The 15,311-nt window shown below is 56.3% G+C and carries 13 protein-coding genes; all 13 read left to right on the forward strand.

The genetic code is table 11. From position 1 onward, the window contains the following. The first annotated feature begins 1 nt into the window (after position 1). The 13 genes from IPP88_16010 to glpD all read left to right on the forward strand — a co-directional run bounded on the left by IPP88_16010 (position 2) and on the right by glpD (position 15,303). Positions 2-1,255, forward strand: a complete 1,254-nt coding sequence (locus IPP88_16010) for an NADH-quinone oxidoreductase subunit D (protein MBL0124156.1) — start codon at positions 2-4, stop codon at positions 1,253-1,255. Continuing rightward, complete coding sequence (gene nuoE, locus IPP88_16015) at positions 1,252-1,740, forward strand: NADH-quinone oxidoreductase subunit NuoE (GenBank protein ID MBL0124157.1); 489 nt, start codon at positions 1,252-1,254, stop codon at positions 1,738-1,740. Before IPP88_16010 ends, nuoE begins: the two co-directional genes overlap by 4 nt. Beyond that, on the forward strand, positions 1,740-3,077 hold the full coding sequence (nuoF, locus tag IPP88_16020) for an NADH-quinone oxidoreductase subunit NuoF (GenBank protein ID MBL0124158.1): 1,338 nt from the start codon (positions 1,740-1,742) through the stop codon (positions 3,075-3,077). The genes nuoE and nuoF overlap by 1 nt, the downstream gene beginning before the upstream one ends. Positions 3,078-3,106: 29 nt before the next feature. Beyond that, on the forward strand, positions 3,107-5,476 hold the full coding sequence (locus tag IPP88_16025; GenBank protein ID MBL0124159.1) for an NADH-quinone oxidoreductase subunit G: 2,370 nt from the start codon (positions 3,107-3,109) through the stop codon (positions 5,474-5,476). Positions 5,477-5,492: 16 nt separating this feature from the next. Beyond that, positions 5,493-6,635 (forward strand): NADH-quinone oxidoreductase subunit NuoH, encoded by a 1,143-nt coding sequence (gene nuoH, locus IPP88_16030; protein ID MBL0124160.1) that lies wholly within the window; start codon positions 5,493-5,495, stop codon positions 6,633-6,635. Between the two features lie 2 nt (positions 6,636-6,637). Next, positions 6,638-7,129: an NADH-quinone oxidoreductase subunit NuoI gene (nuoI, locus tag IPP88_16035; protein ID MBL0124161.1), complete on the forward strand. Its 492-nt coding sequence runs from the start codon at positions 6,638-6,640 to the stop codon at positions 7,127-7,129. Positions 7,130-7,165: 36 nt separating this feature from the next. Then, the gene (locus tag IPP88_16040; protein ID MBL0124162.1) at positions 7,166-7,801 is read left to right on the forward strand and encodes an NADH-quinone oxidoreductase subunit J; all 636 of its coding nucleotides are present in this window, start codon (positions 7,166-7,168) and stop codon (positions 7,799-7,801) included. Then, the gene (nuoK, locus tag IPP88_16045; protein MBL0124163.1) at positions 7,798-8,103 is read left to right on the forward strand and encodes an NADH-quinone oxidoreductase subunit NuoK; all 306 of its coding nucleotides are present in this window, start codon (positions 7,798-7,800) and stop codon (positions 8,101-8,103) included. The genes IPP88_16040 and nuoK overlap by 4 nt, the downstream gene beginning before the upstream one ends. 123 nt (positions 8,104-8,226) lie before the next feature. Continuing rightward, positions 8,227-10,230 (forward strand): NADH-quinone oxidoreductase subunit L, encoded by a 2,004-nt coding sequence (gene nuoL, locus IPP88_16050; protein MBL0124164.1) that lies wholly within the window; start codon positions 8,227-8,229, stop codon positions 10,228-10,230. A 30-nt stretch (positions 10,231-10,260) separates the two neighbouring features. Next, positions 10,261-11,748 carry an NADH-quinone oxidoreductase subunit M gene (locus IPP88_16055; protein MBL0124165.1) on the forward strand — a complete coding sequence of 496 codons (1,488 nt, stop codon included), beginning with the start codon at positions 10,261-10,263 and terminating at the stop codon, positions 11,746-11,748. A gap of 30 nt (positions 11,749-11,778) precedes the next feature. Next, positions 11,779-13,224, forward strand: a complete 1,446-nt coding sequence (nuoN, locus tag IPP88_16060) for an NADH-quinone oxidoreductase subunit NuoN (protein MBL0124166.1) — start codon at positions 11,779-11,781, stop codon at positions 13,222-13,224. Continuing rightward, positions 13,202-13,798: an NUDIX hydrolase gene (locus IPP88_16065; protein ID MBL0124167.1), complete on the forward strand. Its 597-nt coding sequence runs from the start codon at positions 13,202-13,204 to the stop codon at positions 13,796-13,798. The genes nuoN and IPP88_16065 overlap by 23 nt, the downstream gene beginning before the upstream one ends. After that, positions 13,795-15,303 carry a glycerol-3-phosphate dehydrogenase gene (gene glpD / locus IPP88_16070; GenBank protein ID MBL0124168.1) on the forward strand — a complete coding sequence of 503 codons (1,509 nt, stop codon included), beginning with the start codon at positions 13,795-13,797 and terminating at the stop codon, positions 15,301-15,303. The genes IPP88_16065 and glpD overlap by 4 nt, the downstream gene beginning before the upstream one ends. Positions 15,304-15,311 lie beyond the last annotated feature (8 nt).

Consider the following 15,311-nt stretch of genomic DNA (forward strand, 5'->3'; position numbering starts at 1 on the left):
CATGAACGAGATCAAGAATTACACAATGAACTTTGGGCCGCAGCATCCGGCCGCTCATGGTGTTTTGCGCCTCGTGCTGGAGCTTGACGGCGAAGTTGTACAACGTGCCGATCCGCACGTCGGATTGCTGCATCGGGCGACTGAAAAGCTCGCCGAGACCCGCACTTTCCTGCAAAGCGTTCCATATATGGATCGTCTCGACTACATGTCGATGATGGTCAACGAGCACGCGTATGTGATGGCAATTGAGCAATTGATGGGGGTAAAAGTGCCGCTGCGGGCACAATACATCCGCGTCATGTTCGATGAAATCACGCGCATCATGAATCACCTGCTGTGGATTGGCGCGCATGCGCTTGACGTGGGTGCAATGACAGTTTTTCTCTACGCGTTTCGCGAGCGCGAAGACTTGATGGACGCATACGAAGCGGTTTCCGGCGCGCGTCTTCACGCCGCCTACTATCGTCCCGGTGGCGTATATCGTGATTTGCCTGAGCGGATGCCGAAATACGAGTTCATGCAAAGCCACAATGCGAATGCCATCAAGCAAATGAACGAGAATCGCCAGGGTTCTCTGCTCGATTTCATTGATGATTTCACGCGGCGTTTCCCGGGATATGTTGACGATTACGAAACACTGCTGACGGATAACCGTATCTGGAAACAACGCTTGGTCGATATCGGCATTGTTTCTCCCGAGCGCGCGATAAACCTCGGATTTACGGGGCCGATGCTTCGCGGATCAGGGGTCGCCTGGGATTTGCGCAAGAAGCAGCCTTACGAAGTCTACGACCGCCTCGATTTCGACATCCCGGTGGGCACGAATGGAGACTGCTACGACCGATATCTGGTCCGCGTGCAGGAATTTCGCGAATCCAACAGGATCATCAAGCAATGCGTGGATTGGCTGCGAAAGAATCCTGGCCCGGTGATAACGGACGACCACAAAGTCGCTCCGCCTTCGCGTGAAAACATGAAGGCCAATATGGAAGAGCTGATTCACCACTTCAAGCTCTTTACCGAAGGTTTCCATGTGCCAGCAGGCGAGACTTATGCCGCAGTTGAGCATCCAAAGGGTGAGTTCGGGATTTATCTCATGTCCGATGGCGCCAATAAGCCGTACCGCCTGAAAATCCGTCCCCCCGGTTTTGCGTGTCTGGCGGCGCTCGATGAAATGTCGCGCGGCCACATGATCGCCGACGTGGTGACGATCATTGGAACGCAGGACATTGTGTTTGGGGATATCGATCGATGAGTACGACGGCAATTTTGTCCGACGCGGCCAAGCGCAAGATTGACCGTGAAGTGACCAAGTACCCTGCTGACCAGAAGCAATCTGCCGTAATGTCCGCGCTTGCCATTGCGCAGGATGAACATGGCTGGCTACCCAATGAATTGATGGATGATGTCGCGACATATCTGGGCATGCCATCCATTGCCGTGTATGAAGTAGCGACGTTTTACAACATGTACAACCTGAAGCCGATGGGCAGGCACAAGATTTCCGTGTGCACCAATTTGCCGTGCGCGTTTTCAGGTGGGGTGGAAGCGGCCGAGTATCTGAAGAAGAAGCTTGGCGTTGGCTGGAAGGAATTGACCGCAGACGGCAGAATCACGCTGGTAGAGGGCGAGTGCATGGGCGCGTGTGGAGATGCGCCGGTATTGCTGGTCAACAACAAGCGGATGTGCAGCTTCATGTCGCCTGAAAAGCTCGACAAGTTGATCGAGGAGCTCAAGTAATGGCCATGATTGACTACGGCCCTGACGCCATCATTCTCAAAGGCCTCGATGGCAGCAACTGGCGCCTCAAGGACTACGAGGCGCGCGCGGGCTATCAGGCGCTGAAGAAGATCCTGAAAGACGGTGTCAAACCTGAAGATGTTACGGCTGAAGTGAAGAAATCTTCGCTGCGCGGTCGTGGCGGCGCGGGCTTCCCAACCGGTTTGAAGTGGAGCTTCATGCCGAAAGCATATCCGGGCGCCAAGTATCTCGTGTGCAATACCGACGAAGGCGAACCTGGTACGTTCAAGGATCGCGACATCATCCGCTACAACCCGCACATACTGATCGAAGGCATGATCATCGCGGCATATGCGATGGGCATCGAGGTAGGCTACAACTATATTCACGGTGAAATCTGGGCGGAGTACGAGCGTTTCGAGGAAGCGCTCGAGGAAGCGCGCGTTGCCGGATATCTCGGCAAGAATATTCTGGGCAGCAATTTTTCGTTCGAACTGCATTCGCATCACGGATTCGGCGCGTATATCTGTGGTGAAGAAACCGCCTTGCTTGAATCCATTGAAGGCAAGAAAGGGCAGCCGCGCTACAAACCGCCGTTCCCGGCGAGTTTTGGTCTGTATGGCAAGCCAACCACAATCAACAACACGGAAACTTTCGCGGCGGTGCCATACATTCTTCGCGAAGGTGGCGAGGCATTCCTGAATCTCGGCAAACCGAACAACGGCGGCACCAAGATTTTCTCGGTCGCGGGTCACGTTACCCGGCCCGGTAACTATGAAATCAGGATGGGTACGCCGTTTGCCAAGCTGCTTGAAATGGTCGGCGGTGTTCGTGGTGGCAAGAAGCTCAAAGCCGTCATCCCTGGAGGGTCTTCGACGCCGGTAGTCAAGGGCGACCTGATGATGACCCTCGACATGGATTACGACTCAATTGCGAAGGCAGGCTCGATGCTCGGTTCCGGCGCGGTAATTGTCATGGACGAGACCGCCTGCATGGTGCGAGCCGCCGAACGACTTGCCTATTTCTACTTTGAAGAATCCTGCGGCCAATGTACGCCGTGCCGCGAGGGTACCGGTTGGTTGTATCGGATTGTCCATCGTCTAGAACATGGATTGGGCCGAATGGAAGATCTTGATCTGTTGTTGAATCTTGCTGATCAGATTCAGGGTCGGACAATTTGTGCGCTCGGTGATGCTGCAGCGATGCCGGTGCGGGCGTTTGTAAAGAATTATCGCGAAGAGTTCGAGTATCACGTCACGCACAAACGCTGTATGGTTGGCCCCGGTGGGTTTTCGACGGCGTCGGGTAATGAACCGATGGCCATGGCGGCAGAATAAGCGACCAGGTAAGACAAAAAAAACGACAAATGATCAACTTAGAGATAGACGGCAAAGCCGTCCAGGTAGAAAACGGTGCAACGGTGATGGATGCGGCCAACAAGGTCGGCACCTTCATTCCGCATTTCTGCTATCACAAGAAATTGTCGATTGCGGCGAACTGCCGCATGTGCCTGGTGCAGATCGAAAAAGCGCCCAAGCCCATGCCCGCTTGCGCGACCCCTGCAAGCGAAGGCATGAAAGTGCAGACCAATTCCGAATATGCCAAGACCGCGCAAAAAGGTGTAATGGAATTCCTGCTGATAAACCACCCGCTCGATTGCCCCATCTGCGATCAGGGTGGCGAATGCCAGTTGCAGGATCTGGCAGTGGGCTATGGCACTTCCGCTTCGCGTTATCAGGAAGAAAAGCGCGTGGTGGTGAACAAGAATCTGGGGCCACTGATTTCCACCGACATGACGCGCTGCATTCATTGCACCCGCTGTGTTCGTTTCGGCCAGGAAATTGCCGGCGTGATGGAACTGGGCCAGGCGGGCCGCGGCGAGCACTCGGAAATCCTCGCCTTTGTTGGCAAGACGGTCGACTCGGAATTGTCCGGCAACATGATTGACTTGTGCCCCGTCGGCGCACTGACCTCGAAGCCATTCCGCTATAGCGCGCGCAGCTGGGAATTGTCCCGCCGCAAGTCGGTATCGCCGCACGACGGACTGGGTTCCAACCTGGTGGTGCAGGTCAAGCAGGATCGCGTGATGCGCGTCTTGCCGCTTGAGAATGAGGCGATAAATGAATGTTGGTTGTCAGACAAGGACCGTTTCTCGTATGAAGGTCTGAATTCTGAAGGTCGCCTCACCAAGCCAATGATGAAAGTCGGCGATGTGTGGTCCGAGGTGGATTGGCCGATTGCCCTGCAGGCCGCCGCTGAAGGTTTGAAATTGGTGAAAGAAAAGCATGGCGCCGAATCGGTTGGCGCATTGGCTTCGCCGCACCAGACGCTGGAAGAGATCTATCTTTTTAACAAGCTTGTTCGTGGGCTGGGATCGAACAGCGTCGATACGCGCCTGCGTCAGGCAGACTTTAGTGCTGACGGTAAGATTGCCGGTGTGCGCTGGCTTGGCATGAAGTTCGCCGATATAGGCGGCCTGCAAAGTGTGCTGGTGGTCGGGTCCACGCTACGAAAAGAACACCCGCTGATAGCCAATCGCTTGCGCCAGGCTGCAAAGAAGGGCTTGCAAGTCAATATCGTGCATATCGCCGATGATGACCTGTTGATGAAAGTTGCCAACAAGTCGGTGGTTCGTCCCAGTGAAATGGTTGCTCTGCTGGGTGCAATCGCCAAGGCGTTGGTGGAAATCAAGAAAGCGTCACTACCGAGCGACGTGGCCAGTGCCGTTGCCGGGCTTGTCATCTCATCGGATGCCAAAGCCATCGCACAAAGTCTCGCCGACAAAGAAAAAACGGCAGTGGTGCTCGGTAACTTTGCGCAGCATCATCCGCAGTACGCGCTATTGCATGTCCTGGGCCAGGAAATCGCTCGTTTGTGTGGCGGCACTTTTGGCCTGCTAAGCGAGGCCGCAAATAGTGTCGGTGCCGCGGTGGTTGGTGCTGAGCCAGGCAAAGGCGGATTTGATGCGCAAGGCATGGTTGACCAGTCGCGCAAGGCATATGTGCTGATGGGGGTTGACCCTCAATTGGATTTCGGTAATCCCGTCGTAACGATGGCAGCACTTACGACTGCGGAATTCGTGGTGTCGCTCGCCACGTTCAAGGGAGAGTCGGCAGATTTTGCGGATGTCATATTGCCGATTGCGCCATTCACCGAGACTGCGGGTACTTTCGTCAATGCCGAGGGAACCGTGCAATCTTTCAATGGCGTGGTGAAACCGCTGGGTGAAGCGCGTCCGGCATGGAAAGTATTGCGTGTCCTTGGTAATTTATGTGGGCTGCAGGGTTTCGATCAGGAGAATGTCAATTCAATCCGCAATGAGATTGCTCCCGATTTGCAGGTTTTCGTCAATTCGCGGCTCAACAACACGATCAGCGGTGTCAAGTTGGAGATTCCCGCATCGGCTTCTGGTATTGAGCGTGTTGCGGATGTGCCGATCTATGCCGCGGATTCACTGGTTCGCCATGCGGTGAGCCTGCAAAAATCCACTGACGCCAGAAACGCGAAGCGCATCCTGCTCGCCGGGGACGTTGCGGAAAAGCAGGGCATTCGTGACGGGATGGTTGTGCGCGTCACCCAGAATGGAAACAGCGTGACGTTGATTGCAGCAATCGATGTTGGGTTAGCGCCCGGATGCGCGCGCATTGCGGCGGCGTTGCCCGAGACGGCAGCCCTCGGCCCGATGTTTGGTTCAATCAGTATTGAAAAGGCGGCGATGGCTGCCGCGGCGGAATAGGCGAGCAACGAACTCCATGGACGCACTCCTGCAAACCCTGAAACAAACTTTCATGAGCACACTCGGTAACGAGTGGGGGCAGCCGGCGTGGGCGTTGGTCTCGGCAAGCGTGATGATCGTGATGATCGTCGTGCCATTATTGACTTTCGTACTGTATTTTCAGCTCGTCGAACGTTGGGTAATCGGCTGGATGCAGGTGCGCAGGGGCCCGAATCGCGTCACATTTTTCGGCATCAAATGGCTGGGCGGTTTCGGTCAACCGGTGGCTGATGCCATGAAGCTGATGCTCAAGGAGCAAATTGTTCCGACGGGTGCGAACCGGTGGATGTTCCTGATTGCGCCGGTGCTATCGGTCACGCCGGCGATGGCAGTTTGGGCCATGATTCCGTTTACGCCAACCTGGGTGGTTGCAAACGTGGATGCGGGATTGTTGGTGATACTTGCGATGGCCTCGATGGGTGTCTACGGCGTTATCGTGGCGGGCTGGGCATCGAATTCCAAATATGCCTTTATCGGTGCGATGCGCTCGGCCGCACAAGTGGTTTCATACGAAATCGCGATGGGCTTCGCGCTGGTCTGCGCGCTGATGGCCGCGCAGAGCATGAATCTCACCCAGGTTATTGCGCGACAGGACGGGCCCTACGGCGCGCTTGAGTGGTTCTGGATTCCGCTGTTCCCCATGTTCATCGTTCAGTTCATTGCCGGAGTCGCCGAAACCAACCGGCATCCGTTCGACGTGGCGGAAGGCGAGTCCGAAATTGTCGCCGGGCCGCTGGTGGAATACTCGGGCATGACCTGGTCGCTGTTCTTTCTGGCCGAATACGCCAACATGCTGATGGTCGCGACGCTTTCGACCATTCTGTTCATGGGCGGCTGGCTGACTCCCATTCCACACAGTGTTGTGGAGTTGATCCCGGCGGGCTTGCTGAGAATGCCGTTTGATTCTGGCATTCACTGGATGTTCATCAAGATGATGGCGCTGATGATGATCTTCGTCTGGATTCGTGCCTCGTTCCCGCGCTATCGCTACGATCAGCTAATGCGTTTGGGTTGGAAGATCTTAATTCCCATCACAATCGTGTGGATTGTAGTGACCGGCGTCAGGTTGACGGAGGCGATCAATAATCTGCCAGTGATGAATTGGTGGTTTGGAAAATAGCCATGTGGGATAGAACCAAAGAATTTCTGGGAAGCCTGCTGCTGGCCGAATTGGTGCAGGGTCTGAAATTGACCGGACGACACCTGTTCGCGCGCAAGATCACTGTGCTGTTCCCGGAAGAGAAGACCCCGCAGAGCCCGCGTTTCCGCGGACTGCATGCGTTGCGCCGTTACCCGAACGGCGAGGAACGCTGCATCGCCTGCAAGTTGTGCGAAGCAGTGTGTCCAGCCTTGGCGATCACGATCGAATCCGAGCAGCGCGAAGATGGTTCACGCCGCACCACCCGTTACGACATCGATCTCATGAAGTGTATTTTTTGCGGCTTTTGCGAAGAATCGTGTCCGGTGGATTCGATTGTCGAAACACATTTACTGGAGTATCACGGCGAAACACGCAGTGATCTTTACTACACCAAACCCATGCTGCTGGCTATTGGCGACAAGTATGAAGCCGAGATTGCCAAGCGACGTGCAGAGGACGCGGCCTACCGTTAAGAACAGGTGAGAGGCCTCGTTCCTCACATTCAAAAAATGAACTTTCAATCCATTATCTTTTACGCCTTTGCCGCCATGCTGATCTTTTCAGCTTTGCGTGTCATCACGGCCCGGAACCCGGTGCATGCAGCCATGTTCCTGGTGCTGTCCTTTTTCACCGCCGCGGCGCTGTGGCTGCTGATCTACGCCGAATTCCTCGCGATCACGCTGATTCTGGTTTACGTCGGTGCGGTGATGGTGCTGTTCCTGTTCGTGGTGATGATGCTCGATATCAACTTCGACAAACTGCGCGAAGGTTTCTGGAAACATCTGCCGGTTGCGGCAACGGTCGCGGTGTTGATGGCGGCACAGATGGCGTTGCTATTGTGGGGAAGCGCGCTCAAGTTGCATACGGTTTCGCCCGGTGCGCCCGCGGCGACGGTGTCGAATACCAAGGCGTTGGGACGACTGTTGTATTCCGAGTATCTGCTGCCGTTCGAACTCGCGGCGGTCGTGCTACTGGTGGCGATGGTGGCGGCCATCGCGCTGACGTTCCGCGGCCGCAAGGACGTGAAATCGCAGAACATTGCTGCTCAGGTACGCGTGAAGAGTACGGATCGTCTGAAAATCATTTCCATGCGTGCTGAGGTGGAACCGCCGGATGAGCCGAAGAATGAGGAGAAGCAAGCGTGATTGTCTTGTCCGACTACCTGATGCTATCGGCCGTGCTGTTCGCGATTTCCATCGCCGGTATTTTCCTGAACCGCAAAAACATCATCGTACTGCTCATGGCGATCGAGCTGATGTTGCTCGCCGTGAACATGAACTTCATAGCCTTCTCGCATTTCCTGAATGACATTCACGGGCAGGTATTTGTATTTTTTATCCTGACAGTCGCGGCAGCAGAGTCGGCGATTGGCCTTGCGATTCTGGTGGTGCTGTTCCGGAACCACAGGTCAATCAATGTCGATGACATCGGCACCCTGAAAGGCTGACGAGGATGGGTTTACTCGGGACACAAATTGAAATGCAAACTCCCCTATTGGCGGGCGTTTCAAGGCATTATTGCCACGAAAGCCGCGCCAGTGCTAGAGTTTGTCTAAAGTGATCGAATGACAATGATCGAAAACAAACTCGTCCTGCTCGCGGTTCCGCTACTTCCGTTGCTGGGTGCCGTGCTGGCCGGCTTTCTGGGACGCACGCTGGGCCGGACGTTTGCCCATACGGTTACCATCTTTGGCGTACTTGCTGCGTTCATTCTCTCTGTTCTCATTTTCCAGGACGTTCAGGCGGGCAAGACCTTCAATGGCGCGATTTACACCTGGCTGGTGACGGATGGCATCAACCTGCAAATCGGCTTCCTGATCGATTCACTTACAGTCACGATGATGATGGTCGTGACCTTTGTCTCTCTGATGGTGCACGTCTATACCATCGGCTACATGGCCGAGGATGACGGGTACACGCGCTTCTTCGGCTACATCTCGCTATTCACCTTCTCGATGTTGATGCTGGTGATGTCGAACAACTTCCTGCAACTGTTCTTCGGTTGGGAAGCGGTAGGGCTTGTGTCTTATTTGCTGATCGGTTTCTGGTACACACGGCCGACGGCGATCTACGCAAACCTGAAAGCATTCCTGGTCAATCGCGTTGGCGACTTTGGTTTCCTGCTCGGTATCGGATTCGTATTCGCCACCTTTGGTTCGCTCGATTACGCGACAGTATTCAAACTTGCCCCCAATTTCGCCGATGCGCTGATCGAAGTCGTTCCCGGCTGGCACTGGTCGCTGCTGACTGCGATCTGCATTTGCCTGTTCATTGGCGCGATGGGCAAGTCCGCGCAGTTCCCGCTGCATGTGTGGCTGCCGGATTCGATGGAAGGCCCGACACCGATCTCCGCATTGATCCATGCGGCAACCATGGTGACGGCTGGTATCTTCATGGTGGCACGCATGTCGCCGCTGTTCGAGATGTCGCAGGCGGCACTGTCGTTTGTGTTGATGATCGGTGCGATCACTGCGTTCTTCATGGCGCTGATCGCCATCGTGCAATATGACATCAAGCGCGTCGTGGCCTATTCCACGCTTTCTCAGCTCGGGTTCATGACGATGGCTCTAGGTGCGGGCGCCTATTCAGCCGGCATCTTCCACTTGATGACGCACGCGTTCTTCAAGGCGGTACTGTTCCTCGGTGCCGGTTCGGTGATCATCGCCATGCATCATGAGCAGGACATGCGCAAGATGGGCGGTCTCCGGAAATATATGCCGATCACCTATTTGACGATGTTGATAGGCGCGCTGGCCAACGCGGGCTTCCCGCCGTTCGCCGGCTTCTTCTCCAAAGATTCGATCATTGAAGCGATTCACGCTTCGCATACGCCGGGGCATGCTATCGCTTACTACGCCGCGCTGGGCGGCGTATTTGTCGGTGGCTTGTATTCGTTCCGCCTGATATTTTTCGCATTCCACGGCAAGGAACGATTCGCGGAACATAGCCACGACGCGCACGGCCATGACGAGCACGATGCCCATCACGGTTTGCCGCCCGGCCAGAAACCGCATGAAACTCCGTGGGTGGTATGGTTTCCGCTGATCTTGCTCGCGATTCCGTCGGTCGTGATCGGTTGGATGACGATTGAACCGATGTTGTTTGGTACCTATTTCGGCGATGCCATCAAGGCGACCGAGACGATGGCTGACCTGAAGAAAGAATTTCACGGCGCGGGCGCAATGGTCATGCACGGGCTGACTGCGTGGCCATTCTGGCTGGCATTGGCCGGCGCGGTCACCGCGTGGTACTGCTACATCATCAAGCCAGAACTGCCGGGCAAGATTCGCACCGCGTTGGCGTTTCCCGTAAAAATTCTCGAAGACAAATACGGCTTCGATCGCTTCTACAGCTGGTTTTTTGCCTCGGGCGCTCGCAAGCTCGGCCAGGGTCTGTGGCGATTCGGCGATGTCACCATCATCGACGGCATCATGGTTAACGGTACGGCGAAACTGATCGGCTGGTTCTCCGGCGTGGCGCGCAGCGTACAAACCGGTTATGTGTACACCTATGCATTCACCATGATCTTCGGGGTGTTCGTGGCCCTCTCACTCGTTTACATGAAGCTTGGCTGATCCAAAAATCAGGGACGCGAAAAGCAAAAAATGCAAAGCAGCTCGATCATTCTTAGTCTGACAATCTGGGTGCCGATTCTGGCGGGCATCCTCACGCTATTCCTGAATGGCGACCAACAGAAATCGTCCGCACGCTGGGTGGCGTTGGTGGGTAGCGTACTCGGCTTCGCCGTCGCCATTCCGCTGTGGACCGGCTTCGACAACGCCTCCGCCGCCATGCAATTTGTCGAGCGCACGCCATGGGTGTCGCGTTTCAGCATCAACTACGCGCTCGGTGTCGACGGTATCTCAATGCTGTTCGTGGTGTTGAACAGCTTCATCACGGTCATCGTCGTGATCGCGGGCTGGGAAGTGATCAAGGAGAAGGTTTCGCAGTACTTTGCCGCATTCCTGATCATGTCCGGTCTCGTGAATGGCGTCTTTGCCGCCACCGATGCCATCCTGTTTTATTTGTTCTTCGAGGCGATGCTGATCCCGATGTTCCTGATCATCGGTGTCTGGGGCGGCCCGAATCGTGTCTACGCCGCCGTCAAGTTCTTCTTGTACACCTTGCTGGGCTCGCTGCTGATGCTGGCCGCGTTCATCTATCTGTACAACGTCACCAATGGCAGCTTTGATATTCTCGACTACCATCGTGTACCGCTCAGCAAGGACGTGCAGATCATGCTGTTCTTCGCCTTCTTTGCATCGTTCGCGGTAAAGGTGCCGATGTGGCCGGTGCATACGTGGTTGCCGGATGCTCACGTCGAGGCGCCCACGGGCGGTTCTGTGGTGCTGGCGGCCATCACGCTGAAGATCGGCGCATACGGCTTCCTGCGTTTCAACCTGCCGATCACGCCGGACGCGAGCCACGTGTTAACCGGCTTCATGATCACGCTGTCGCTGATTGCGGTCGTGTACATCGGCTTGGTGGCACTTGCCCAGACAGACATGAAGAAGCTGGTGGCATATTCGTCGATTGCGCACATGGGATTTGTGACGCTGGGATTTTTCATCTTCAATGTGCAGGGGATGGAAGGCGGGTTGGTGCAGATGGTTTCGCATGGCTTTGTGTCCGCAGCCATGTTCCTGTGCATCGGCGTGCTGTATGACCGCGTCCATTCGCGGGAAATATCCGCCTATGGTGGGGTGGTGAACACCATGCCGAAATATGCATTCTTCGCGGTGTTCTTCGGCATGGCCAACGCGGGCTTGCCGGCGACATCCGGTTTTGTCGGGGAATTCATGGTGATCCTGGGCGCCATCAAGGTGAACTTCTGGTATGCATTCCTGGCCGCGACGACGTTGATCCTCGGCGCTGCTTACACACTGTGGATGGTGAAGCGCGTGATCTTCGGGGAGATCGCCAACGATCATGTGCGCAAACTCACCGATATCAATGGCCGCGAAATGCTGTTCCTCGCGGTGCTGGCGGCAGCGGTGCTGATCATGGGTATCTATCCGCAACCGATGACGGAAGTGATGCACACAACGGTTGACGCGCTGCTGAAGCATGTCGCAGCCGGAAAACTGAATTAGCAACATAAGCAGAATGAAGAAAGCGATGTCATGACGGTTTCATCCCTCAATCTTGCACTGGCGGCACCAGAGATCTTCCTGCTGGTCATGACCTTGATCGTGATGATCGTGGATCTGTTCTCTGCCGCGGAAAAGCGTGAAGGCCGCTTGTTCTTCCTGTCGATCTTTACCCTGATCCTGGTGGCATTGAGCCTGTATGCGCCGCTGGATGCGCCACGCTACGGCTTCAACGGCATGTTTGTCGTCGACGGCATGGCGGTGATTTTGAAAGCGGCGATTGTGGTTGCCGTTGCCCTGGTCATCATCTACAGCCGAGCCTATCTGGTCGCGCGCAACCTGTTCACCGGTGAGTTCGTCCTGCTCGTGCTGTTCGCGACCCTTGGCATGATGGTCATGGTCTCGGCCAATCACTTCGTGTCGCTCTATCTCGGCCTGGAATTATTCGCGCTCTCCACCTATGCGATGGTCGCGCTCAATCGCGATTCAGCCACCGCATCCGAGGCGGCGATGAAGTACTTCATCCTCGGCGCCCTCGCGTCGGGATTGCTGTTGTATGGCTTGTCGATGATCTACGGCGCGACCGGTTCGCTCGACGTGGCCAAGGTCGCCAAGATCATTGAAGCCAGCCGCGCCAACGATCCGCTGATCACCTTCGGCTTGGTGTTCGTGGTGGCGGGGCTCGCGTTCAAGTTGGGCGTAGTGCCGTTTCACATGTGGGTGCCAGACGTTTATCAAGGTGCGCCGACGGCGATGACGCTGTTCATCGGCTCTGCGCCGAAAATCGCCGCGTTTGGGTTCATCATGCGCATTCTGGCGGATTCCATGGGGGGCGCGGTCGGTGACTGGCAGGGCATGCTGGTGATCATGTCAGCGCTATCGTTGGCACTCGGCAACATCGTCGCCATTGCCCAGACCAATTTGAAACGCATGCTGGCGTATTCGACGATTTCACACATGGGTTTCATGCTGCTGGGTATTCTGGCCGGCACCAAGAACGGTTATTCGGCGAGCATGTTCTACAGCATCAGCTACGCCCTGATGACACTGGTCTCCTTCGGCATGATCATGCTGCTGTCGCGTGCCGGATTCGAAGCGGAGAACCTTGAGGATTTCAAAGGGCTCAACCAGCGCTCGCCGTGGTACGCCTTCCTGATGCTGATCGTCATGTTCTCGATGGCGGGTATTCCGCCGTTCCTGGGTTTCTGGGCGAAGTTGACGGTGCTCGAAGGCGCGCTCAATGCTGGCTACACGTGGCTGGTCGTATTCGCGGTGCTGATGAGTGTCATCGGGGCGTTCTACTATCTGCGTGTCGTCAAGCTGATGTATTTCGATGCGCCCACCGATTCAACACCTATCGTCGCAGCCGCCGGTTTCCGCAGCCTGCTCGCCGTCAACGCATTCGGCCTGCTGGCCCTTGGCCTATTCCCCGGCGTCCTGTTGACGGCATGTTTGAATGCCATCCAGCGCTCCTTCTAGTTTCCCCGACCTGACCGAACACACACTATCCAGCGAACGCCTGCTGGATGGGAAACTGATTTGCGTGCAGCGCGATCGCGTGAGCCTTCCCGACGGCAGTGAATCGTGGCGGGAATATGTGCTGCATCCCGGTGCGGTCGTCATTGCCGCGTTTGTGGACGATGACACCCTCATCTTTGAACATCAGTACCGCTACCCCGTGCGTCGCCATTTCATTGAGCTGCCCGCTGGCAAGATCGATCCGCACGAGCCCCATGGCGAGACCGCGCGGCGCGAATTGCTGGAAGAAACCGGGTATACCGCGATCCACTGGCAACACGGCATTACCATGCACGCCGGAATCGGCTATTCCAACGAAACGATCGAGCTTTACGTCGCGCGGGATTTGAGCCACGTCGGGCATCAGCGCGATGCAGGGGAATTCATGGAGGTATTCACGATGTCGCTCGATGAGGCGGTTGAAAAGGTCGGGACAGGCGAGATCACGGATACCAAGACGGCGTTTTCGCTGCTTTGGCTGGATAAGTTTCGTCATCGTCTCATTTCAACAATGTCTACAGGCCTGCCCACATGAGCGAACCCCTCTACGACCTCGCCATCATTGGTGGCGGCATCAACGGCTGCGGGATCGCCCGTGACGCCGCTGGACGCGGCCTGAAGGTCCTGCTGGTTGAGCAGGATGACCTGGCATCCGCCACCAGTTCCTGGAGCTCCAAACTCATCCACGGCGGCCTGCGGTACCTCGAACAATACGAGTTCGGCCTGGTGCGCGAAGCGCTGCAGGAACGCGAAGTCATGCTGCGGATTGCCCCGCACATCATCCACCCGCTGGAGTTCATTCTGCCGCACGACAAGCACATGCGGCCCGCGTGGATGGTGCGCATGGGGCTCTTCATGTACGACCACATCGGCGGCAAGATTACGCTGCCCGGTTCGCGCACCGTCATGTTTCCCGACGAAACGTATAGTGCCGGATTGAATCCCGCCATCCGCCGCGGATTCTTCTATTCCGATGCGCGGGTAGACGATGCACGTCTAACGATACTGAACGCCGTTTCCGCGCGAGATCACGGCGCCGACGTTCGCGTTCGTACACAGTTGGTCAAGGGCACTCGTGCCAACGGTGCGTGGGAATTGACGCTGCGCGATGTCGATCGCCAGACCGATGCGGTGGTCAAGGCGCGTGGCGTGGTCAATGCCGCCGGTCCGTGGGTGAAACAGTTGCTCGACGACGCCCTTAAAGTGCAGATGGACGCGACTGTCCGTCTTGTGAAAGGCAGCCATATTGTCGTGCCGCGCATCCACGACAAGGCACATGCCTACATCCTGCAGAACAGCGACAAACGTGTCGCGTTCGTGATTCCGTTTGAAGAAAAATTCAGCCTGATCGGTACCACCGATGTGAGCGTCGAGCGGATCAGTGATGCAACGGGAATTACGCCGGAAGAAACGCGTTACCTGGTGCAGGCCGTCAACCGTTCCCTTGCCAAGCCGATACACGAATCCGACGTGGTGTGGAGCTATGCCGGCGTACGCCCCTTGTACGACGACGGCAGCACGAACCCGTCAGAGATCACGCGCGATTACGTGCTCAAAGTCGCCGATGAAGGCGGCAAGCTGCCGCTGCTGTCGATCTTTGGTGGCAAGATCACCACCTATCGGCGTCTGGCCGAACACGCGTTGCGGGAGCTGCAGACGTACTACCCGTCGATGTCCGCCGCGTGGACCGACAGTGAAGCATTGCCGGGTGGCGATATCGATTCACTCGATGAGGTCGTGAATGCGGCGAGCAGGAAACATCCCGGCTTGCCGATCGATTACCTGCGCCGCCTCGCGTCGCGCCACGGTTCACGCACGGAGCAGGTGCTAGCGGGCGTGCGCTCGATGTCCGATCTGGGGGAATTGTTTGGCTCCGGCGCGACGCTGTTGTCCGAGCGCGAAATCGATTTCTGCATGAAGGACGAGTGGGCGCGGATGCCCGATGACATTCTGTGGCGGCGTACCAAGTGCGGATTGCACATGGATGCGGCGGAGCGGGAACGGGCGGCGAATTTCATTCTAGACAAGGCAAAAGTCTAGCATCCATG

The organism is Betaproteobacteria bacterium, assembly GCA_016720925.1.
Classification (GTDB): Bacteria; Pseudomonadota; Gammaproteobacteria; order Burkholderiales; family Usitatibacteraceae; genus UKL13-2.

Bases quoted from the DNA above. Each gene is read 5' to 3' on its own strand.
- IPP88_16010 (MBL0124156.1), top strand. From the start codon at position 2: ATGAACGAGATCAAGAATTACACAATGAACTTTGGGCCGCAGCATCCG.
- nuoE (MBL0124157.1), top strand. From the start codon at position 1,252: ATGAGTACGACGGCAATTTTGTCCGACGCGGCCAAGCGCAAGATTGAC.
- nuoF (MBL0124158.1), top strand. From the start codon at position 1,740: ATGGCCATGATTGACTACGGCCCTGACGCCATCATTCTCAAAGGCCTC.
- IPP88_16025 (MBL0124159.1), top strand. From the start codon at position 3,107: ATGATCAACTTAGAGATAGACGGCAAAGCCGTCCAGGTAGAAAACGGT.
- nuoH (MBL0124160.1), top strand. From the start codon at position 5,493: ATGGACGCACTCCTGCAAACCCTGAAACAAACTTTCATGAGCACACTC.
- nuoI (MBL0124161.1), top strand. From the start codon at position 6,638: ATGTGGGATAGAACCAAAGAATTTCTGGGAAGCCTGCTGCTGGCCGAA.
- IPP88_16040 (MBL0124162.1), top strand. From the start codon at position 7,166: ATGAACTTTCAATCCATTATCTTTTACGCCTTTGCCGCCATGCTGATC.
- nuoL (MBL0124164.1), top strand. From the start codon at position 8,227: ATGATCGAAAACAAACTCGTCCTGCTCGCGGTTCCGCTACTTCCGTTG.
- IPP88_16055 (MBL0124165.1), top strand. From the start codon at position 10,261: ATGCAAAGCAGCTCGATCATTCTTAGTCTGACAATCTGGGTGCCGATT.
- nuoN (MBL0124166.1), top strand. From the start codon at position 11,779: ATGACGGTTTCATCCCTCAATCTTGCACTGGCGGCACCAGAGATCTTC.
- IPP88_16065 (MBL0124167.1), top strand. From the start codon at position 13,202: ATGCCATCCAGCGCTCCTTCTAGTTTCCCCGACCTGACCGAACACACA.
- glpD (MBL0124168.1), top strand. From the start codon at position 13,795: ATGAGCGAACCCCTCTACGACCTCGCCATCATTGGTGGCGGCATCAAC.